The following is a 20077-nucleotide window of genomic DNA, read 5'->3' as shown; positions in this document are numbered from 1 at the left end:
GCGCCCTGGCAATATGTCCGAATCCCTTCACCCCGTCACCCTCCGGGAACCGTCATCCACGACCTCGCCCGCACCCTGCGCCTACTGCCGCCCTCCTGCGGCCCGGTCCGGCTGATCGCCGTCGACGGACACGCGGGGTCCGGGAAGACCACGTTCGCCGGACGACTGGCCGCCGCTCTCGACGGGGCGCCCGTGCTGCACCTCGACGACATCGCGACCCACGACGAGCTGTTCGAGTGGACGCAACGTCTGGTCGGCCAGGTGATCGAGCCACTGCGGCGCGGCGAGAGCGCCTCCTACGCCCCCTACGACTGGACGTCCCGGCGCTTCGGACCGCCCCGGACCCTGCCGGCCGCGCCCGTGGTGCTGGTGGAGGGAGTCGGGGCCGGACGGCGTGCGCTACGGCCGTTTCTGGCGCGGCTGTTGTGGATGGAACTGACGGACGAGGAGGCCTGGGCGCGCGGGCGGTCGCGGGACGGGGCGGAACAGAGCGGCTTCTGGGCCGGGTGGGTCGGCGCGGAACGGCGGCACTTCGCCGCGGACCCCTCGCGTCCGTTCGCCGAACTGCTGGTGCGGCAGTGCGGCGAGGGGTACGAGGTGCTCCCGGGGCCTGCCGGGGCCGTTGGATCAGACCAGGTTGTGACTCACCGTGACGGGCCGTCCGCTGTGTGCTGAACTTGTGAAGACCCTTTTCACGCAACTTCTCCGAGTGCTTCAACTCGGCTTGACCGGTGAGCCGTACAGGACTTACGTTCTGAATGCGCGGCCATTCGGAGCCGCCCACAGTCGCGAAGCCCCCGGTTGTTCCCCCGTGATCGGGGGCTTCGTTCTGCCCGTGGCCCGTTTTCCGGCCGCTCCGAGGCGCGATCCGTTCACCCTCGGTGACTGCGCCGTGTGCGCCCCATCTGCTCCCACCTCGTCAAACAGCCTGTACGGCACCCTGCTGCGGGCACGTGAAGCGCAGGTACGATGCCCTCGGTGCGACTCGGACGGCTGCTCTGCGCACCGTTGCAACTCCCGTCCGCGGCACAGCGGTTCGACCAAGCTGCCGACGGGCACCGGCCCGTCGGAGAGGCAATCGGGGGCACGGTTTGTGGGGGACGTGATGGACTTCGGCACGCAGGGCCCCGAGGCCCCGGCCGACCTCGCCTGGCTGCGAGGTGTGGACGCCTACACGATGGGCGCCTATCCGCAGGCGGAGGAGGAGTTCCGCACCGCGGTGCGGATGGATCCCGGGATGGCCGACGGCTGGCTCGGACTGCATGCGCTGCGCGTCGACACGACGACCGCGCTGCTACGGATGTTCCGGCACCGGGAGCGCTTCGGGGAGCAGCGCGCACGTCACCGCCGGACCCTCAACTCCTGGTACTGGCTGGGCTGGTGGGTGCAGCCGGTGCTCGAGAGCCCACGCGATCTGCTGCTCGCGCACGCCTCGCACTGGCTGGACGGCCGCCATGTGCCGGAGCTGGACCGGGCGTTGGCCGGTCTGCCGCCGGTGGACACCGACCCACAGGTCCGTTTCCTGCACGCGTGCCGCGCCTATCTCGTCAAGGACTGGGAGCAACTGGTCCGGCACACCGACCCGTTGATCAACGACACGTTGCTGGGCATCGAGGCGGGTCTGTTCGGTGGCATGGCCCGGGTGCGCCTGGAGATGTTCGGGCAGGCGGAGCCACTGCTCTCGGCGGCTCTGATGCGCTGTCGCAGCGAGCAGCCGCAGCGCAAGGAGCTGCGGTACTGGCTGGCGCGGGCCCACGAGGGCACGGGCCGCTCGGCGGCGGCCCTCCCCCTGTACCGGGCCGTGCACCGCGTGGACGCCGCGTTCATGGACACCTCGGCGCGGCTCGCCGCGATCTCCGAGGGCGACGGGTACGACGAGGCGGCCGACCTCGCGGCGATCACGCTCTCCGGGATCGGACAGGAACTGCTGGAGAGCCCGGACGGCATCGACCCCCTCTTCGGCGGCGAGGGCCGCGACCTGAAGCTCTCGGAGCCCGAACTCCCGCCGCCGGGCAGCCCGTTGCCGTCCGCGACCGACTCGGTGCGGGAGAAGGCCGCCCTTCCGGTGCAGCCGCTGCCGACCGGCCCGACCGACCCCGCGCTGCTCGACGAGGCACTGGCCCAGCTGGAGTGCATGGTGGGTCTGGAACCGGTGAAGCGCCAGGTGAAGGCGCTCTCCGCCCAGTTGAACATGGCGCGGCTGCGGGCGGGGCAGGGACTGCCGGTCCAGCCGCCGAAGCGGCACTTCGTCTTCTCGGGCCCGTCAGGCACCGGCAAGACCACGGTGGCACGCATCCTCGGCCGGGTGTTCTACGCGCTCGGGCTGCTCGGCGGTGACCATCTGGTCGAGGCGCAGCGGGCGGACCTGGTCGGCGAGTATCTCGGCCAGACCGCGGTGAAGGCCAACGAGCTGATCGACTCCGCGATCGGGGGCGTCCTGTTCGTCGACGAGGCGTACTCGCTCTCCAACTCCGGGTACGGCAAGGGCGATGCGTACGGCGACGAGGCGCTGCAGGTGCTGCTGAAGCGGGCCGAGGACAACCGGGACCACCTGGTGGTGATCCTGGCCGGCTATCCGGAGGGCATGGACCGGCTCCTCGCCGCCAACCCCGGGCTGTCGTCCCGCTTCACGACCCGCGTCGACTTCCCCTCGTACCGTCCGCTCGAACTCACCTCCATCGGCGAGGTGCTGGCGGCGGACAACGGTGACGTGTGGGACGAGGAGGCGCTGGACGAGCTGCGCTCGATCGCCGGGCATGTGGTGGACCAGGGGTGGATCGACGAGCTGGGCAACGGGCGGTTTCTACGGACGCTGTACGAGAAGAGCTGTGCGTACCGGGATCTGCGGCTGTCGGTGTATCCGGGGACGCTGACCCGGGACGACTTGTCGACCTTGCGGCTGCCGGACCTCATGCAGGCGTACGGGGAGGTCCTGTCGGGGCGGGGGCCACAGGATCCGTCGGCCCCCTGAGCACCCTGACCGGACGCCTCGGAGTTTGGCGCCCGGTGCTGGTGCTGAGGGGTGGGTCACGCGGCCCGGCGTTTACGGGGTGCCGCGTGACCCACCCGTGCCGCCCTTAGCGGCACGCATGCCCGCAGCCAGCCGGGTGCCTGCGGGGACCTGCGCGACCAGCTCCACCGGGCCGGCAGAACAACCCGCCCCTCCAGCGGAGCGCCTAGCTCGCCAGTGCCTCCTTCTGTACCTCTGCCCTGGGTTCCGTCACCTTCGGTGCCGGGGGTGTCTGGCGGTGGGCCGGGTCGCGTACCTCGCCCACCAGGAGTTCCAGTACGTCCTCCATCGCGACCAGGCCGATCACCCGGCCCGAACCGTCCGCGACCTGGGCCAGGTGCGTCGCCGCCCGGCGCATCACCGTCAGCGCGTCGTCCAGCGGGAGTTCGGAGCGCAGCGTCGTCATGGCGCGCCAGATGTGCTGCGGCACCGCCCGCTGCGACTCCTCCAGGTCCAGTACGTCCTTCACGTGCAGGTAGCCCATGAAGGCGCCGTTGTCCGCCACCACCGGGAAGCGGGAGTAGCCGGTGCGGGCGGTGAGGGCGACGACCTGGCCCGGGGTGACCGACGGGCCCACCGTCACCAGGGACTCACGGTCGAGGAGGACGTCGGTGACCGGGCGGGAGCCCAGTTCCAGCGCGTCCTCCAGGCGTTCCTGCTCACCGGGGTCGAGCAGTCCGGCCTGGCCGGCGTCCTCCACCAGGCGGTTGAGCTGTTCGCTGGTGAAGACCGCCTCGACCTCGTCCTTGGGCTCGACGCGGAAGAGCTTCAGGATGAGCCGGGCACAGGCGCCCAGCCCCACTGTGACCGGCCCGCACACGCGGGCGAAGGCGACCAGGCCCGGGCTCAGCCACAGCGCGGTCTTCTCGGGCGCCGCCATCGCCAGGTTCTTCGGGAGCATCTCCCCGATGACCAGGTGGAGGAAGACCACGAGCGCGAGCGCGATGACGTACCCCAGCGGGTGGATCATGCCCTCGGGCAGATGGGCGGCCTCGAAGAGCGGTTCCAGCAGCTGGGCCACGGTCGGTTCGGCGACCGCGCCCAGGGTCAGTGAGCACATGGTGATGCCGAACTGGGCGGCGGCCATCATCTGCGGCAGCCGTTCCAGGCCGTACAGCACCTGGCGGGCCCGCGCCGTGCCGAGCGGTTCGATCTGGCTTCGGCGGACCGAGACGAGGGCGAACTCGGCGCCCACGAAGAAGCCGTTGGCGAGCACGAGGAGAAGGGCGAAGAGGAGTTGGAGGACGCTCATCGGGCCGCCTCCACCGCGAGGTCCGCCGTCTTCGGACTACCCTCTGCCCTGGTCAGGCGTACCCGCTCGGCCCGGTAGTGGCCGACCTGGCGGACCGACAGGCGCCAGCCCGGCAGTTCGGCCCGGTCACCGGGGACCGGGATGCGGCCCAGCAGGTCGGCGACGAGGCCGGCGACCGTCTCGTACGGCCCCTCCGGTACGTCGAGGCCTATGCGCTGGAGGATGTCGACACGGCAGCTGCCGTCGGCGTCCCAGGCGGGGCGGCCGTCCTCGGGCGGGGCGGCGGCGAGTTCGGTCGGTTCGTTGAGCACGTCGTCGTGCTCGTCGTGGACCTCGCCGACGAGTTCCTCGACGATGTCCTCCAGGGTGACCACGCCCGCCGTACCGCCGTACTCGTCGACGACGACGGCGATGGGCTGCTGGCTGCGCAGCAGTTCGAGCAGCGGCTGCACGGGGAGCGTCTCGGGGACCAGCAGCGGTGACTGGGCGATCCGGCCGACCGGTGTGCGCAGCCGGTCCCCCGCGGGAACCGCGAGGGCGTCCTTGAGGTGGGCCATGCCGACGATCTCGTCGATCCGCTCCCGGTAGACGGGGAAGCGGGACAGGCCGGTGGCCCTGGTCAGGTTGACGACGTCCTCGGCGGTGGCCGACGACTGCAGCGCGCTGACCCGCACACGCGGGGTCATGACGTGCTGCGCGGTCAGCTCGCCCAGCGACAGCGTCCGTACGAAGAGGTCCGCGGTGTCCTGTTCCAGTGTGCCGGCCTGGGCCGAGTGCCGGGCCAGGGAGACCAGTTCGCCCGGGGTGCGGGCCGACGCCAGTTCCGCGGTGGGTTCGACGCCCAGGGCACGGACCAGGCGGTTGGCCACCGCGTTGAGCGCGGCGATCACCGGGCGGAAGAGGCGGGAGAAGGCGTGCTGCGGGCCGGCCACGAAGCGGGCGACCTGCAGCGGCCTGGAGACCGCCCAGTTCTTGGGCACGAGTTCGCCGATCACCATCTGCACGGCCGAGGCCAGCAGCATGCCGACGATCACCGAGATCGTGGGGACGGCCCCTTCGGGCAGGCCGATCGCGGTGAACGGGCCGTGCAGCAGCTCCGCGAGCGCCGGCTCGGCGAGCATGCCGACGACGAGGGAGGTGATGGTGATGCCGAGCTGGGTGCCGGAGAGCTGGAAGGACAGCTCCTTGAGCGACTCGACGACCGTACGGGCCCGTCGGTCGCCCTCGGCGGCGGCCTTCTCCGCGTCCGGCCGTTCGACCGTGACGAGGCCGAACTCGGCGGCCACGAAGAAGCCGTTGGCCAGGATCAGCAGGAATGCCGCGCCAAGGAGCAGCAGGGGGGTGGTCATGATGCCGCCGCCTCGATATGCCGGGAGGGGGCGGCGCAGGTACTACAGGACGATCCGTCCATCGCTGGAGGGAGTCACTCCTCGGGTAGCAGGGGGCCTCTGAAGACCGGGGGGAACATCAGTGGCGGAGGTGCGCGAAAACGCCTCCGCCAACAGATTAATCAAGACATGGGCCTGAGCGGCAGGGTGGACCGCCCTGAGTCAGCCCTGATCTCGCTCGGGGGCACCCACGGACCGTGCCTCGGTGAGCGCCCGCAGGGTGCGCGCGTCCTCGATGGCACGCTGTTTGGCGATGCCGGGCTGGATGCCGAGCGCGGGCAGACTCGTACCGTCGCTGAGGTCGAGGAACACCCAGGGGTCACCCGGCCGGAGGTTCACCCGGAGGATCTCCGCCCAGTCCAGACGCCTCTTGCTCGCGATGTTGACGACGGTGACTCCGGACTCGTCGGCGACCACCTTCGGCCGGGACAGGAGCAGGAGTACCGAGGACAGCAGCGCGCCGGTGAAGACGAAGCTGAGGCGTTCCCCGGGGCTGAGCGTCTCCAGGAGCAGGGCGATCGTCGTGATGACGACGAAGATCGCGACGCTCGCGGTGACCAGCACGGCCCGGGTACGGCCCGGCCGGAAAGTGACGGGCAGCGCGGGCAGCGCCGGCGGAACGGGTGCGGTGGGCGGATCCTGCATCGGTGTACGGTCCCTGTCGCTCACGGTGTCTGTCGCTTCCCGTGTCTCAGAGGCGGCAGGCGTGGATGGCCGTGGTCAGGATGGCCCGCGCGCCGATGTCGTACAGATCGTCCATGATCCGCTGGGCCTCCTTGGACGGGACCATCGCACGGACGGCGACCCAGCCCTCGTTGTGCAGCGGCGACACGGTCGGCGACTCGAGACCAGGCGTCAGGGCGACGGCCTTCTCCAGCTGCTCGACGCGGCAGTCGTAGTCCATCATCACGTACGTCCGGGCCACCAGGACGCCCTGGAGGCGGCGCAGGAACTGCTGGACCTTGGGTTCCTCTGCCTCCGCTCCGACCCGGCGGATGACGATCGCCTCGGACTTCATGATGGGTTCGCCGAACACCTCCAGGCCCGCGTTGCGCAGCGAGGTGCCGGTCTCGACGACATCCGCGATGACCTCGGCGACGCCGAGCTCGATCGCGGTCTCGACGGCGCCGTCGAGGTGGACGACGGAGGCGTCGACGCCGTGGTCGGCGAGGTGCTTGGCGACGATCCCCTCGTACGAGGTGGCCACGGTCAGGCCGGCCAGGTCCTCGATGCCCGCCGCGGTGCCGGGCTTGCCGGCGAAGCGGAAGGTGGAGCGGGCGAAGCCGAGCGGGAGGATCTCCTCCGCGTTGGCCCCGGAGTCGACGAGCAGGTCTCCACCGGTGATGCCGATGTCGAGGCGGCCGGAGGAGACGTAGATCGCGATGTCGCGGGGGCGGAGGTAGAAGAACTCGACCTCGTTCTCCGGGTCGACGATCCGCAGCTCCTTGGACTCCCGGCGCTGCAGGTAGCCGGCCTCATGGAGCATCGCCGACGCGGGGCCTGACAGGGAACCCTTGTTGGGGACGGCGATGCGCAGCATGAGACAAGCTTCCTTCGTTTCGTACGGAACGGTGTGCGACTACGGCTTACAGGTGGGCGTACACGTCGTCCAGCGAGATGCCGCGGGCGACCATCATCACCTGGACGTGGTAGAGCAGCTGCGAGATCTCCTCGGCGGCTGCTTCCTTGCCCTCGTACTCGGCGGCCATCCAGACCTCGGCGGCCTCTTCTACGACCTTCTTGCCGATGGCATGGACACCCTTGCCGACCAGCTCCGCGGTGCGGGAGGTGGCGGGATCGCCCGTGGCGGCCTTGTGCTGGAGCTCGGCGAAGAGCTCCTCGAACGTCTTATTGGACATGATGGCCCCCACATTACGTGGTGAAGGGGACTCCCTAGCGCCAGGGTTCGGATACTGAGCGGAGGGTGGCCGCCGTCGCGACGGCCGCCGTCACCGCCTCGTGCCCCTTGTCCTCGTTGGAGCCCTCGATGCCCGCGCGGTCGAGTGCCTGTTCCTCGGTGTCGCAGGTCAGCACTCCCATGCCGATGGGGACTCCGGTGTCGACCGAGACCTGGGTGAGGCCCTGGGTGACGCCCTGGCACACGTACTCGAAGTGGGGAGTGCCGCCCCGGATGACGACGCCGAGGGCGACGATCGCGTCGTAGCCCCGCCCGGCCAGAACCTTGGCGACGACCGGGAGTTCCCAGCTGCCGGGGACCCTCAGCAGGGTCGGCTCGTCGATGCCCAGGTCGTGCAGGGCGCGCAGGGCGCCGTCCACCAGTCCGTCCATCACCTTCTCGTGCCACTGGGCCGCGATGACGGCGACGCGCAGGTCACCGCAGTTGCGTACGGACAGTTCGGGTGCACCCTTGCCGCTCACGTTCTCGTCTCTCCTTGGCGATCTCTACAGCGTTGTCCACAGCGTTTTCTGCAGTGTTTTCTGCAGCGGTCTCTACTGGTTGGCGCAGGGGGACACGGGGGCCGTGTCCAGCCAGGGCAGGTCGTGTCCCATCCGGTCCCGCTTGGTGCGCAGGTAGCGGAGGTTGTGCTCGCCCGCCTGTACGGGCATCGGCTCGCGGCCGGTGACCCTGAGGCCGTGGCGGACGAGCGCGTCGGTCTTGTCGGGGTTGTTGGTCATCAGGCGCACGCTGCGGACGCCGAGGTCCTGGAGTATCTGCGCGCCGGCCCCGTAGTCCCGGGCGTCGGCGGGCAGGCCGAGCTCCAGGTTGGCGTCGAGGGTGTCGCGGCCCTGTTCCTGGAGTTCGTACGCCCGGAGCTTGGACAGCAGTCCGATGCCGCGCCCCTCGTGGCCGCGCAGGTAGACGACGACTCCCCGGCCCTCGTCCCGGATGCGTTCGAGGGAGGTCTCCAGCTGGGGACCGCAGTCGCAGCGCAGGGAGTGGAAGACGTCCCCGGTGAGGCATTCGGAGTGGACGCGGACCAGGACGTCCTCGCCGTCGTCGGCGCCGATGTCGCCGTGGACGAGGGCGACGTGCTCGACGCCGTCGACGGTCGAGCGGTAGCCGTACGCCGTGAACGTGCCGAAGGCGGTGGGGAGTCGGGTCTCGGCCTCGCGGCGGACGGTGGGTTCGGCGCTCTTGCGGTAGGCGACCAGGTCCTCGATGGAGATGATCGTCAGTCCGTGCTTGCGGGCGAAGGGGATCAGTTCGGGCAGGCGGAGCATCCGGCCGTCCTCGCCGGCGATCTCCACGATGGCGCCGGCCGGGCGCAGCCCCGCGAGGCGGGCGAGGTCTACGGCGGCCTCGGTGTGGCCGTTGCGGACCAGCACACCGCCGGGCCGGGCGCGCAGCGGGAAGATGTGGCCGGGGCGGACGAAGTCGTCGGCGCCCGCGTCGCCGCCCGCGAGGAGCTGAAGCGTGGTAGCCCGGTCGGAAGCCGAGATACCGGTGCTCACACCGTGAACCGCGGATGCGTCGACGGAGACTGTGAACGCGGTTTTCATCGACTCGGTGTTGTCGTCGACCATCTGTGGCAGCCGGAGCCGGTCGAGCTCGTCGCCCTCCATGGGGGCGCAGATGAGCCCGCGGCACTCGCTCATCATGAACGCGACGATCTCGGGGGTCGCCTTCTCGGCGGCGATGACGAGGTCGCCCTCGTTCTCCCGGTCCTCGTCGTCGACCACCACGACCGGGCGGCCGGCCGCGATGTCCGCGATGGCCTGTTCGATCGGGTCGAGGGACCAGTCCTCGATGTTGTCCGTGCTGTAGAGGATCGGCGGGATCGAAGGGGTGGCGCGTGGCGTCTCGTTCGGGGCGGTGGTGGGAGACGGGAGGGCGGTCATGCGGGCGCTCCTTCCAGGACGGGCCGCGTGTCCTTGCGGGAGCGCAGCCACCAGTCGCGCATGCCCCACAGGACGAGCGCGCCGTAGATGACGTAGACGAAGCCGGAGAAGGCGTAGCCGTTGGCGAAGTTGAGGGGGACGCCGACGAGGTCGACGAGGAGCCAGGCGAACCAGAACTCGACCATGCCGCGTGCCTGGGCGTACATGGCGACGACGGTGCCGACGAAGATGTAGGCGTCCGGCCAGGGGTCCCAGGACAGGGTCGGGAAGGCCTTGAAGAGCAGGGCCACCGCGACCGTGCCGACGGCGGCGGCGCCGATCATGGCCGCGCGTTCGCGCCAGCTGGCGAACCGCGGGGTGATGTGACCGTCCGCGGAGTCGCCCTGGTGGCGGTTCCACTGCCACCAGCCGTAGCCGGCGACGGCCATGACGACGACCTGCTTGCCCGCGCTGCCGGTGAGGTGGCCGAAGAAGGCGCCGAAGAGGACGAGGCCGGACAGGAACTGCACGGGCCAGCTCCAGATGGAGCGCCGCCAGCCGAGGGCGAGGGCGATCAGGCCGAGGATGTTGCCGATCATGTCCGACCAGAGGATGTGCTGGTCGAGAAAGGTGAACGCCTCGGTGTTCAGCCGGTTCACTTCGCCGCCCCCTGCGGTCCGAGCAGCCGCTCGACGTACTTCGCGATGACGTCGACCTCGAGGTTGACCGGGTCGCCGGGCTGCTTGCGGCCGAGCGTGGTCAGGTCGAGGGTGGTGGGGATGAGGCTGACGGTGAAGCAGTCCGGCCCGGCGTCGACGACGGTGAGGCTGATGCCGTCGACGGTGATGGAACCCTTCTCGACGACATAGCGGGTGAGGTCGGCGGGGAGCGAGACCTTGACGATCTCCCAGTTCTCGGACGGCCTGCGTTCGAGGACCGTGCCCGTGCCGTCGACGTGGCCCTGCACGATGTGGCCGCCGAGGCGGGCGCCCAGGGCCATGGGGCGTTCGAGGTTGACGCGGGAGCCGACGGCGAGGACGCCCAGGCTGGAGCGGTCGAGGGTCTCCGCCATGACGTCGGCGGTGAACTCGTCGCCCTCGTGTTCGACGACCGTGAGACACACGCCGTTGACGGCGATGGAGTCGCCGTGGCGGGCGCCTTCGGTGACAACGGGGCCACGGAGCCTGAAGCGCGAGGCGTCGCCGAGGTTCTCGACCGCCGTGACTTCGCCCAGTTCTTCGACGATTCCGGTGAACACTTCCCGGGTCCTCCCTGCCTCTTTCGGGCACGGACTCCGGGGCCTGTCGATGACGACAGCTGTGAACGGGCAGGAACATCGGGAGCGACGCCGGACGGAGCTCGGCCCACGGCCGAGCGGTACGGCGGCGCGCACGAATGCCCGCCCGCCGCGCACTGCCTCCCATCCGGACTTTAACCGTCGGTCCAGGAATTCCACCTGGTCAACCGGCCGCCGAAAAAATGCGGACGGGTCGCGGACTGTAACCGCCGGTTCGGACTTTCACCGACCCCGGAGTGCGCTGCTTCTGTTAGAGGCCAGTGTGCCACGCCCGGCCGTACTCCATGCGGGTGAGTTCTGTGGACTGACTCACAAGAACCGATGGGAATAATCGACGGGGATGGACGGCAGGTGTGAGACGGGCGGTCAAGCCGCACAATTGGTCCATACCTATTGACCGTCATGGTCCAGGCCTCATAGCGTCGGTGCCGGACCGGTGGCGGTGTCGACGGCCCTTGCCCGCCGCCGGTCCCTCACGGCTTCCCGCGCTACCCGACCGACGCCCCGAACAGCACCTCCTGCGCACCCTCCCGCGCCGTCAGCAACGCCCCGCGCAGTACCGCTCCGCCGCCCAGCGTGCTCGCGCGGACCTGAGCCGGGAGGGGCGACATCCGGGCAAGCCGTTCCTCGACGCGCGCGGCGAGTACGTCGCCGCCCGCCCGGCCGACCTCGCCGCCCAGCACCACGCACCCCGGGTCGAGGACGGCGACGACGGAAGCGGCGCCGATGGCGATGCGGTCGGCGAGGGTGCCGAGGAAACGGGCGTGGGCCGGGGCTTCGGGGGCCGCCACGGCCGCGCGGACCAGCGCCGCCGCGTAGGGTTCATGGGCGGCGGCGTCGGCCACCAGGTCCTGCGCACCCGCCAGTCGGGCGATCGCCGCCGCGCCGGCGAGGGAGTGGAAGCCGCCCGCGCAGTCCGTGGCCGACGGCAGCTGTCCCGTGCCCGGCACCGGCAGGAAGCCGATCTCGCCGGTACCGCCGGAGGCCCCCCGGCGCAGGATGCCGTCGAGGACCACGGCCGCGCCGGTGCCGTGGCCGAGCCACAGCAGTACGAAGGTGTCCCGGTCGCGGGCCGCGCCGTCGCGCTGTTCGGCGAGGGCGGCGAGGTTGGTCTCGTTCTCGACGATCACGCGGGTCCCGGGAAGCCGCTCCTGGAGCGCGGCGACCAGCCTGCGGTGCCACTCGGGCAGGCCCGTGGAGTCCCGGAGTTCACCGGTCGCCGGGTCGATCAGGCCGGGGGCGCCGATCCCGACCGTGTGCAACTGCCCGGCCCCGGCTTCCTTGGCGACCCGCTCGACGAGAGCGACCGCCTGTTCGACGGCGGGGCCGGTGCCGGTGTCGCCCCCGATCGGCACGGACGCCTCGGCGAGCACCTCGCCCAGCAGGTCGGCGACGACGACGGAGACACCTTCGGTACGGACGTCGAGGGCGGCCAGGTGGGCGAGGCCGGCGACGATCCCGTACACCTTCGCGTTCGGTCCTCGGCGCTGCTCCCCCGACTCCCCCACGACCGTGATCAGTCCGGCGGCGGTGAGGCGTTCGACGAGGTCGGCGACCGTCGGCCGGGACAGGCCGGTGAACTGCTTCAACCGCCCGGCCGTCAACGGGCCCTCCTGCTGGAGCAGACGCAGGGCGAGCCGGTCGTTGATGGCCCGGGCGGTGCTCGGTGATGCGGGCATGCCGAGATCCTTCCAGATCGGCGGGGCCGTTCCCGCTGCGGACGGCCGGTATCTCGCTATCTATCAGGCAGGGTTCCTGATAGTTTACGGCAGCGCGGGGCGGGGGTTCCGCGACACAGATGGAGACACGACGGAGAGCCGACCCGGGGAAGGGCCGCAGAATGAGTGCAGTGCTGTACGACCGAGACGAGGTGAAGCGCGCCCGGTACGCCGTGGCCGCTGTCTTCGCCGTGCACGGCGCCGTCACCGGCTCGTTCGCGACCCGGGTGCCGTGGATCCAGGACCACGCCTCGGTCAGCGCGGGGCAGTTGGGCCTGGCGCTGGCGTTCCCCGCACTCGGCGCGTCCCTCGCGATGCCGCTCGCGGGCCGCATCAGCCACCGCTTCGGCGCCCGTACGGCGCTGCGCGGCCTGATCGCGCTCTGGACCCTGGCACTGGTCCTGCCCGCCCTTGCCCCGAACCTCCCCACGCTCTGCCTCGCCCTGTTCGTCTACGGCGCCACCGCCGGCATGGCGGACGTGGCGATGAACGCGTTGGGCGTGGAGATCGAGAACCGGCTGGGCAGGTCGATCATGTCCGGCCTGCACGGCATGTGGAGTGCGGGCGCCCTGATCGGCGCGGCGGGCGGCACTCTCGCCGCGCATCTGGGTTCGGACGCTCGCCTCCATCACGTACTCGCGGCGGCGATCCTCACGGTGCTCGGCGTGGCCGCGTGCCGCTGGGTGCTCGATCTGCGTCCCACCGAGGACGAGGAGCCACCCCCGAGGTTCGCGCTGCCGCCCAGGTCCGCGCTGCTGATCGGCACGATCGGCTTCTGCGCGGTGTTCGCGGAGGGCGCGAGCCTGGACTGGTCGGCGGTGTATCTGCGGGACGAGCTGGGCACCTCGGACGGTCTGGCGGCGGCTTCCACGACCGGCTTCATGCTGACGATGGCGGTGGCCCGGCTCGTCGGCGACGCGGTCGTGAACCGTTTCCGCGCGGTGCGCACGGTCCGCGCGGGCGGCGCGCTCGCCGTACTCGGCGGTGTCCTCATCGTGGTCGCGGAGCATCCCGCCACGGCGATGACCGGCTTCGCGCTGCTCGGTCTCGGCATCGCCGTGGTCGTCCCGCTGTGCTTCGCGGCGGCGGGCCGCAGCGGCCCCAACCCCAGTCAGGCCATCGCGGGCGTCGCCACCATCACGTACACCTCGGGCCTGGTCGCGCCGAGCGCGATCGGGACGCTGGCCCAGGCGACGAGCCTGGTGGTGTCGTTCGGGCTGGTCACGGTGCTGGCGGGCGGGCTCGCCGGGTTCGCGGGAGTGCTGCGCGCCGGCGAGAAGGACCGCCCGAGGATCAGTCCGCCGGGCGCAGCAGTTTCCGACCGCAGGCCCTGAACCGGTCGCTCCACGGCGTGGGCCGCAGGGTGCCGGCGTCGAGCCGGACCAGCACCCGGGTGCCCCGGGCGTATGTCACCTCACCGTCGGCCGAGCAGAGCCGGAAGCCGTAGGTGAGACCGGTGGTGCCGAGGCGTTCCACCCAGAGGTGCACGGCGTAGGCGCCGGGCCGGTCGACCGGCGCCTCGTAGCTGATGAGCAGTTCCCTGACCACGTTGCAGAAGTCGCCGGCCGCCGCCCAGTCGCCGTCGAAGGTGAAGCCGTAGCCGTGCAGAAGCTCGTTCCAGGCCCGCTCCACCAGCAGCGGGTAGCGGGCGTTGTGGAGCATGCCGAGGGAGTCGAGGTCGTCGAAGTGGACGGTGACGGGCATCAGCCGCCCGTACGAGCCGTCCGGATCGGCGGAGGACATGGGCGCTGCGACTTCGGCTTCGGCGGTCACGGGCGGGGCTCCTGGGGCGTACGGCATGAATGGTGGATGCAGTTATTTACGCGTCCTCATCCTAAGCGCACGCTCAGAATCACCCTCCGGTCGGCTCAGCGCGCCAGGTCGTAGGCGTACGACGGGGTGAACGTGCCAGGTGCGCCCTTGCAGCCGTCCGACTCCCCCGGCAGCTTGACCCACAGATAGGCGTCGATCCGCGCCTCGCCGGTGCTCGTGGTCGGCGCCCGGCCGAGTTTCCGGCCGTCCGGGTCGCACCACTCGCCGTCGGCCGGGGCGCCGTTGCCGTTGCGGCTGGTGTCGATCACGGCTCCGAGGCCGGCAGGGCCACCGAGGGCGTCGAGGACCTGTCGGTCGTACGCGATCTCGTCGTCCGTGCGGTGGAAGTTTGAGACGTTGCTGAAGACGCCGTCGGAGGAGGCGGCCGAGGCGGCGCCCGCCTGACGGAGGAGGGCCGCCTGCTTGGCGGGGGCATTCCAGCCGGAGTGGCCCGCGTCGTAGTAGACGCGGGCGTTGGGGTCGGCGGCCTTGAGGGCGCGGCCCGCGCGGGCCAGCGAGGCGAAGCGGTCGGCGCGCTGGCCCGCGGAGAGACAGTCGGACTGGGCGATCGAGTCGGGCTCCAGGACGACGATGACCTCGTCGGAGCCGAGGCCCGCCGCGAACGCGTCGATCCAGCCGTCGTACGCGTCGAGGTCGGGCGCGCCGCCCTGGGAGGCGCCGCCGCAGTCGCGGTCCGGCACGGCGTAGGGCACGAGGACCGGGACCCGGCCGGCGCCCGCCGCGCCCGCGGTGACCGCGCGGACCCGGGAGGCGATCGTCGAGGGCGTGAAGTCGGCGAACCAGACCGCCGCTGGACGGTCGGCGATCTCCGCCTCGATGACGGGGCGCCGCGGATCGTCGCGGTGGGCGCCGACCCAGTCGAGGACCTGGGAGTCGGGGTAGCGGTAGAGGCGGGCGGACACCGCGGCGGGCGCCCGCTTCGCCTCCGGCTCGGGCTCAGGCGCCGCGGACGAGGGCCTACGGCTCGGCTTCCTCGCCTCTGTCGTACGGGCGGACGGGGAGGGCGACTTCGAGGCGCTCGGCGTGGGCGGGGCCGACGTCACGGCCGGCAGCGGGGCGAGCAGGGGTGAGCTGGTCACCTCGGGCCTGGCCTCGTCGGCACCGCCACCGCGGCCGTCGTCGAGCGCGGAGAGCAGCCCGGTCGCGGTGCCCACGGCGACCACGACCGAGGCGGCGGCGACCATGACGGAACGCCGGGCGGCGCGGCTGCGTTCGGCCCGGCGCGCGGCCAGGCGGTGGGCGCGCAAGCCTGACACGTACAACACCTCTTCCTCTGCCGCGGCGGGCGCGTTCCCCCGTTCTGGGGAAGCGTCCGGCCCGGCGGCACGTGGGCCAGCCTAGGACTGGGACCCTGCCCTCATGGTGCAATTGGAACAGTTCACCACTTCTGTCGACCAGGTCCTCTCCCGTATGCGCGCGCTGGAGGCACACCTGCCGCCGCGCGACGGGCTGGCGGTCTTCAACCGCGTCTACCTCGCGGTCACGGAGGCCTTCGACCGGCGGCTGGAGGCCGGCGCGTTCCCTGACGCCGAGGCCGCGATCACCCTGGACGTACGGTTCGCCGAGCGATATCTGCGGGTTGCCGAGGACGACCACGCGCCCGCCTGCTGGCGCCCGTTGCTCCAGTTCCGCCGCCATCCCGGCGTACGCCCGCTGCAGTTCGCGCTCGCGGGCATCAATGCGCACATCGGGCACGATCTGGCGCTCGCCGTCGTGGACGCCTGTCGTACGCTCGACTGCGAACCGGCCGATCTTGAGGATGAGTTCGAGAGCGTGGGCGATCTACTCGTCTCGCTGGAGGAGTGCGTCCGCGAAGAGCTGATGCCGGGTCCCGACCTGCTCCAGATCGCCGATCCGCTCACCCATCTGCTCGGCGCGTGGAGCATGGAGCGGGCCCGGGCCGCCACCTGGTCGGCGGCCCGCACGCTGTGGGCGCTGCGCCGGCTGCCCGATGTCGCCGAGGAGTTCACCGACCGCCTCGACGCGGCGGTCGGCTTCGCGAGCCGCATGCTCCTCACGCCACTGCCGGACTGATCCGGCCACTCCTGCGCAGGGCCTCCGCCAGAGCTAGGTGAACGTTGTACGTTCGAGGACTAGAACATCTCTTGCGAAGGAGCACGAGCATGGCCGTCCGCCTGGGTCTGGGTCTTCCGCAGTCACACCAGTACGAGATCGGACGGGACGTGCCGGACGTGGCACGCGCGGCCGAACAGATCGGCTACGAGAGCCTGTGGGTGTTCGAACGCGCCCTGTACCCGGAACCCGCGACCCAGGGCCTGTACGGCATGGAGGGCGTCCCCTGGCCCGACGCGTACCGCGGTCTCGCCGAACCCCTGGTGACGCTGACGCTGGCCGCCGCGGCCACCGAGCGCGCCCGCCTCGGCACCAGCGTGCTGGTCGCCCCACTGCACGGCCCGTTCCAACTGGCCCGCACACTCGGCACGTTGGACGCGGCGAGCGGCGGCCGGGTGGTGGCGGGCCTCGGCACCGGCTGGTCCCTCGACGAGTACGCCGCCGCCGGGGTGGCCCCGTTCGCCGAGCGCGGCAAGGTCCTGGACGAGATCCTCGACGTGTGCCGGGCGGTCTGGGGCCCGGACCCGGTCCAGTACGACGGCAGCCTGACGAAGATCGCGTCGGCCGTCGTCGGCCCCAAGCCCGCCCGGCCGATCCCGATATTCCTGCCCGCCTTCAGCAAGAGGTCCCTGACCCGCCTCGTCGAGCGCGGCGACGGATGGAACCCGATCGCCATGGGCGCCGAGCAACTCGCCGCCCAGTGGCGGCAGGTGCAGGACTTCGCCGCCGAGAAGGGCCGCACGAGGCCGATCGAAACGGCGGTGCGGGTGAACCCCGCCTACACGGTGAAGGCGTACGACGGCGCCGACCGCCAGCCCTTCCAGGGCAGCGTCGACCAGATCGTGACGGACCTCGCCGCCCACGCCGAGATCGGCCTCGACGAGTTCTTCTTCGACTTCGGCGACACCCCGAGGGACGCCGGTGAACTCAAGGACCTGGCCGCCGAGTTGTACGAGGCGGCACGGGCGGCCGGGATCTGACCGACCCCGACAGCCCCTAGTCCTCCGGGAGTTCGACGGGTGCGATCTCGTCGTACACGTCACCGGGGCCCGGGTTGGTCGGATCGGTGGTCCCGCCGAACTGGTGCATGACGCCCCAGACCGCGTTCAGCGCGGTCTGGACGGCGCCCTCCGCCCAGCCCGCCGTCCAGGAGATGTCGTCACCGGCGAGGAAGAGACCCCGCTTGTCGGCGGGCAGCCGGTCCTGCATGAAGTGCGTGAACAGGCGCCGCTGGTAACGGTAGTGGCCGGGCAGGTTGGCCTTGAACGCGCCCATGAAGTAGGGCTCGTTCTCCCAGGACACGGTGACCGGGTTGCCGATGACGTGCTTCCGGATGTCGACCTTCGGATAGATCTCACCGAGCGACTTCAGCATGACCTCCATCCGCTCGTTCGCGGACAGCGGCAGCCACTTGAGGCTGTCGTCGCACCAGGTGTACGACAGGCAGATGACGGCGGGCTTGTCCGGGCCGTCGTCGAGGAGGTACGTCCCGCGCGTCATACGGTCGGTGAGGGTCATGGACATCACGTCCCGCCCGGTGTTCTCGTCCTTGTCGAGCCAGAACGGCCGGTCGACCGGCACGAAGAGCTTGCTGGACTCCATGTAGTGGGTGCGCTCGATGGCGGTCCAGTGGTCGATCGGGAACAGCGAGTCGTCGCAGGCGATCTTCGAGAGCAGCATCCAGGACTGGGCGGTGAAGACGGCCGCCGGGTACGTACGGATGTCGCCGCCCGCGTCGGTGACGGTGATCCGGTTGCCGGCCGTGCGGTGGAGGCGGGTCACGGCCGGGCGCGGTACGCCGTTCACGTGCAGGGACGCGAGGGAGGTCCCGTACGGCCAGTGGACGATCTTCCCGGGCTCGCGTTCCCAGAGCCGCAGCGGCAGTTGCTGGCTGCCGCCCACGATGCCCCGGTGATGGTCGTCGGCCTCGGTGTAGACGACCCGAAGGATCTCCAGGATCGAGTTGGGGAAGTCGGTGTCCCAGCCGCCCGTCCCGAAGCCGACCTGGCCGAAGATCTCGCGGTGCCGGAACGACCTGAAGGCCTCGGAGTCGCAGAGGAAGCCGTAGAAGGTCTGGTTGTCGAGCTTCTCGACGAGCCGGGCCCAGATCTCGCGGATGCGCGGGATGTCGCGCTCACGCAGGGCCCGGTTCATGTCGGAGAAGTCGGCGCCCTCTTCGAGGCACGTGCTCCAGGCCTCGGCGACATCACGGTAGACCTGCGGCAGGTCGCCGACCGTCTCGGCGTAGTGCGACTCGCCCTTGAGGTCGACGACCGTCGAAGGGGTGCACTGGGCAAGGGGGTTGGGGAACGGCCGGGTCTCCAGGTCCACCAGGTCGATGTAGTGCTGGAGGGCGGTGGAGGAGGGCGGGAAGCGCATCGCGCCCATCTCGGCGGTGAGGGAGGGGTCGCAGCCGTCGAACCCGACGGTCCGCAGCCGCCCGCCGATCTGATCGGCCTCGTACACCACGGGCTTGAGGCCCATCTTCATCAGCTCGTACGCGGCCACGATCCCCGACAGCCCGCCGCCGATGACGGCGACCTCGGTGCCGTGCTCGGTCGCGGGCACCTGCCCGAGACCGGCCGGGTGGGCGAGGAAGTCGTCGTAGGCGTAGGGGAAGTCCGGTCCGAACATGGTGATCGGCGGCTGCTGCGCATCGGCGTGCTGGACGGCGGTGGGCACCGTGGACGTCATGGGGTACGGACTCCTTGCGGGCGGAACAGGCGAGGTGAGGTGAGGGGGAAGTGAGGCTCAGACGAGGGAGCCGTACAGGCCGGGGCGCCGGTCCTGGAGATACGGGTTCGCCTCGCGGGAGGCGGCGAGGAGAACGGGGTCGACGTCGGCGAGGAGGAGTTCCTCACCGCGACCGGCCCGGGTGCGGGCGACTCCGTCGGGTCCGGCGAGCGTGGAGAGCCCGACGAAGTCGAACTCCCCTTCCTGGCCGACCCTGTTGACGTAGGCGACGTACAGCTGGTTCTCGAAGGCCCGCACCGGTACGACGGACTCGGCGACGAACTGGAACGGGTGCATCTGCGCCGTCGGGACCAGCAGGAGGTCGGTGCCGGCGAGGGCGTGGGCGCGGACGTTCTCCGGGAACTCGACGTCGTAACAGATCATCAGGCCGACCCGGAGTCCGTCCAGTTCGGCCTGTACGACGGGCTGCTCGCCCGGTGTGAAGTGGTCGCGTTCGAAGCAGCCGAAGAGGTGGGTCTTGCGGTAGTTGGCGAGACGGTCGCCGTCGGCGGAGACGAGCTGCGCGGAGTTGAAGACCTGGTCTCCGGCCCGCTCGGGGTAGCCGTAGGCGATGGCGAGGCCGTGCCGGGTGGCGATCTCGGCGACCGCGTCGGCGGAGTCGCCGTCGGCGGGCTCGGCGAGGTGGCCGATGCCGTCGCCGATCGCGTACCCGGTGAGGAACATCTCCGGCGCGGCCAGCAGCGCGGCGCCCGCGGCGGCGGACCGGCCCGCGGCCTCGTCGAGCACCTTGAGGTTCTCGACGAGGGAGCCGGGGCGGCCGGAGCTCTGGAGCAGGGCGGTGCGCATGCGGGGTCCTTGCAGGGGCTTAAGGGGTTGGGGATACGGATTAGACGGTACGGGGGGCGGGCTCGGCGGGACAAGGCGGAGCCGTTGCGCGCCGGTGAGCGATTCGTTGCGTGAAACGGGGCTGGCGTGGCGATTCGTTGTCCTCGCCCCCGCCGCCCCTACCCGTCCCGTCCTGTTCCTGGGGGC

At 71.0% G+C, this 20077-nt stretch carries 19 protein-coding genes and 1 riboswitch; of the genes, 5 read left to right on the top strand and 14 right to left on the bottom strand.

All coding sequences use genetic code 11. From position 1 onward, the window contains the following. The first annotated feature begins 54 nt into the window (after positions 1–54). Both ACW4TU_RS37910 and ACW4TU_RS37905 read left to right on the top strand, forming a co-directional pair. On the top strand, positions 55–675 hold the full coding sequence (locus ACW4TU_RS37910; RefSeq protein WP_457430521.1) for a uridine kinase family protein: 621 nt from the start codon (positions 55–57) through the stop codon (positions 673–675). Positions 676–1105: 430 nt separating this feature from the next. After that, on the top strand, positions 1106–2971 hold the full coding sequence (locus tag ACW4TU_RS37905; RefSeq protein WP_457420855.1) for an AAA family ATPase: 1866 nt from the start codon (positions 1106–1108) through the stop codon (positions 2969–2971). A 205-nt stretch (positions 2972–3176) separates the two neighbouring features. Here the strand turns inward: ACW4TU_RS37905 and ACW4TU_RS37900 are convergent, their stop codons facing one another. The 10 genes from ACW4TU_RS37900 to ACW4TU_RS37855 form a co-directional block, all read right to left on the bottom strand. Beyond that, on the bottom strand, positions 3177–4262 hold the full coding sequence (locus ACW4TU_RS37900) for a hemolysin family protein (protein ID WP_457420853.1): 1086 nt from the start codon (positions 4260–4262) through the stop codon (positions 3177–3179). Next, positions 4259–5611, bottom strand: coding sequence for a hemolysin family protein (locus ACW4TU_RS37895; protein WP_457420851.1), 1353 nt, complete (start codon positions 5609–5611; stop codon positions 4259–4261). Before ACW4TU_RS37895 ends, ACW4TU_RS37900 begins: the two co-directional genes overlap by 4 nt. 201 nt (positions 5612–5812) lie before the next feature. Further along, positions 5813–6295, bottom strand: coding sequence for a PH domain-containing protein (locus ACW4TU_RS37890; protein WP_457420849.1), 483 nt, complete (start codon positions 6293–6295; stop codon positions 5813–5815). Between the two features lie 46 nt (positions 6296–6341). After that, complete coding sequence (hisG, locus tag ACW4TU_RS37885) at positions 6342–7190, bottom strand: ATP phosphoribosyltransferase (RefSeq protein WP_457420847.1); 849 nt, start codon at positions 7188–7190, stop codon at positions 6342–6344. 46 nt (positions 7191–7236) lie between these two features. After that, the gene (locus ACW4TU_RS37880) at positions 7237–7509 is read right to left on the bottom strand and encodes a phosphoribosyl-ATP diphosphatase (RefSeq protein WP_055533705.1); all 273 of its coding nucleotides are present in this window, start codon (positions 7507–7509) and stop codon (positions 7237–7239) included. A gap of 34 nt (positions 7510–7543) precedes the next feature. Beyond that, positions 7544–8029: a 6,7-dimethyl-8-ribityllumazine synthase gene (gene ribH, locus ACW4TU_RS37875; protein WP_053740326.1), complete on the bottom strand. Its 486-nt coding sequence runs from the start codon at positions 8027–8029 to the stop codon at positions 7544–7546. Between the two features lie 72 nt (positions 8030–8101). Continuing rightward, positions 8102–9451 carry a bifunctional 3,4-dihydroxy-2-butanone-4-phosphate synthase/GTP cyclohydrolase II gene (locus ACW4TU_RS37870; protein WP_457420845.1) on the bottom strand — a complete coding sequence of 450 codons (1350 nt, stop codon included), beginning with the start codon at positions 9449–9451 and terminating at the stop codon, positions 8102–8104. Then, positions 9448–10089 (bottom strand): nicotinamide mononucleotide transporter family protein, encoded by a 642-nt coding sequence (locus ACW4TU_RS37865; RefSeq protein ID WP_457420843.1) that lies wholly within the window; start codon positions 10087–10089, stop codon positions 9448–9450. The genes ACW4TU_RS37870 and ACW4TU_RS37865 overlap by 4 nt, the downstream gene beginning before the upstream one ends. Further along, the gene (locus ACW4TU_RS37860) at positions 10086–10688 is read right to left on the bottom strand and encodes a riboflavin synthase (RefSeq protein ID WP_457420841.1); all 603 of its coding nucleotides are present in this window, start codon (positions 10686–10688) and stop codon (positions 10086–10088) included. Before ACW4TU_RS37860 ends, ACW4TU_RS37865 begins: the two co-directional genes overlap by 4 nt. 148 nt (positions 10689–10836) lie before the next feature. Beyond that, positions 10837–10971, bottom strand: a riboswitch (FMN riboswitch). A gap of 244 nt (positions 10972–11215) precedes the next feature. Then, positions 11216–12406 carry an ROK family transcriptional regulator gene (locus ACW4TU_RS37855; protein WP_457420839.1) on the bottom strand — a complete coding sequence of 397 codons (1191 nt, stop codon included), beginning with the start codon at positions 12404–12406 and terminating at the stop codon, positions 11216–11218. 161 nt (positions 12407–12567) lie between these two features. Here ACW4TU_RS37855 and ACW4TU_RS37850 point away from each other — a divergent pair, with 161 nt between their 5' ends. Next, on the top strand, positions 12568–13779 hold the full coding sequence (locus ACW4TU_RS37850; RefSeq protein WP_457420837.1) for an MFS transporter: 1212 nt from the start codon (positions 12568–12570) through the stop codon (positions 13777–13779). Here ACW4TU_RS37850 and ACW4TU_RS37845 read toward each other — a convergent pair. Next, entirely contained in the window at positions 13739–14218 is a 480-nt protein-coding gene (locus ACW4TU_RS37845) for an acyl-CoA thioesterase (RefSeq protein WP_457420835.1), read from the bottom strand. The genes ACW4TU_RS37850 and ACW4TU_RS37845 overlap by 41 nt on opposite strands. A 95-nt stretch (positions 14219–14313) precedes the next feature. After that, a complete protein-coding gene (locus ACW4TU_RS37840) occupies positions 14314–15462 on the bottom strand; it encodes a glycoside hydrolase family 6 protein (protein WP_457430520.1) in 1149 nt (382 codons plus the stop codon). 175 nt (positions 15463–15637) lie between these two features. Here ACW4TU_RS37840 and ACW4TU_RS37835 point away from each other — a divergent pair, with 175 nt between their 5' ends. Then, positions 15638–16312: a DUF5995 family protein gene (locus ACW4TU_RS37835; RefSeq protein ID WP_457420833.1), complete on the top strand. Its 675-nt coding sequence runs from the start codon at positions 15638–15640 to the stop codon at positions 16310–16312. Between the two features lie 89 nt (positions 16313–16401). Beyond that, positions 16402–17331, top strand: a complete 930-nt coding sequence (locus ACW4TU_RS37830) for an LLM class F420-dependent oxidoreductase (protein ID WP_457420831.1) — start codon at positions 16402–16404, stop codon at positions 17329–17331. A gap of 16 nt (positions 17332–17347) precedes the next feature. On the opposite strand, the gene ACW4TU_RS37825 is transcribed toward ACW4TU_RS37830, so the two are convergent. Together ACW4TU_RS37825 and ACW4TU_RS37820 are read right to left on the bottom strand one after the other, a co-directional pair. After that, a complete protein-coding gene (locus ACW4TU_RS37825; RefSeq protein WP_457420829.1) occupies positions 17348–19045 on the bottom strand; it encodes a flavin monoamine oxidase family protein in 1698 nt (565 codons plus the stop codon). 57 nt (positions 19046–19102) lie between these two features. Next, positions 19103–19891 (bottom strand): carbon-nitrogen hydrolase family protein, encoded by a 789-nt coding sequence (locus ACW4TU_RS37820; RefSeq protein ID WP_457420827.1) that lies wholly within the window; start codon positions 19889–19891, stop codon positions 19103–19105. Between the last annotated feature and the right edge of the window lie 186 nt (positions 19892–20077).

It is taken from the genome of Streptomyces kryoterrae (assembly GCF_054072135.1).
This window is presented reverse-complemented; position numbering and strand designations above follow the sequence as displayed.

Coding starts and splice junctions, on each gene's coding strand:
- ACW4TU_RS37840 (WP_457430520.1), bottom strand. CDS start 15,462: ATGGTCGCCGCCGCCTCGGTCGTGGTCGCCGTGGGCACCGCGACCGGG.
- ACW4TU_RS37850 (WP_457420837.1), top strand. CDS start 12,568: ATGAGTGCAGTGCTGTACGACCGAGACGAGGTGAAGCGCGCCCGGTAC.
- ACW4TU_RS37855 (WP_457420839.1), bottom strand. CDS start 12,406: ATGCCCGCATCACCGAGCACCGCCCGGGCCATCAACGACCGGCTCGCC.
- ACW4TU_RS37825 (WP_457420829.1), bottom strand. CDS start 19,045: ATGACGTCCACGGTGCCCACCGCCGTCCAGCACGCCGATGCGCAGCAG.
- ACW4TU_RS37870 (WP_457420845.1), bottom strand. CDS start 9,451: ATGACCGCCCTCCCGTCTCCCACCACCGCCCCGAACGAGACGCCACGC.
- ACW4TU_RS37880 (WP_055533705.1), bottom strand. CDS start 7,509: ATGTCCAATAAGACGTTCGAGGAGCTCTTCGCCGAGCTCCAGCACAAG.
- hisG (WP_457420847.1), bottom strand. CDS start 7,190: ATGCTGCGCATCGCCGTCCCCAACAAGGGTTCCCTGTCAGGCCCCGCG.
- ACW4TU_RS37905 (WP_457420855.1), top strand. CDS start 1,106: ATGGACTTCGGCACGCAGGGCCCCGAGGCCCCGGCCGACCTCGCCTGG.
- ACW4TU_RS37830 (WP_457420831.1), top strand. CDS start 16,402: ATGGCCGTCCGCCTGGGTCTGGGTCTTCCGCAGTCACACCAGTACGAG.
- ACW4TU_RS37820 (WP_457420827.1), bottom strand. CDS start 19,891: ATGCGCACCGCCCTGCTCCAGAGCTCCGGCCGCCCCGGCTCCCTCGTC.
- ACW4TU_RS37835 (WP_457420833.1), top strand. CDS start 15,638: ATGGTGCAATTGGAACAGTTCACCACTTCTGTCGACCAGGTCCTCTCC.
- ACW4TU_RS37890 (WP_457420849.1), bottom strand. CDS start 6,295: ATGCAGGATCCGCCCACCGCACCCGTTCCGCCGGCGCTGCCCGCGCTG.
- ACW4TU_RS37900 (WP_457420853.1), bottom strand. CDS start 4,262: ATGAGCGTCCTCCAACTCCTCTTCGCCCTTCTCCTCGTGCTCGCCAAC.
- ACW4TU_RS37895 (WP_457420851.1), bottom strand. CDS start 5,611: ATGACCACCCCCCTGCTGCTCCTTGGCGCGGCATTCCTGCTGATCCTG.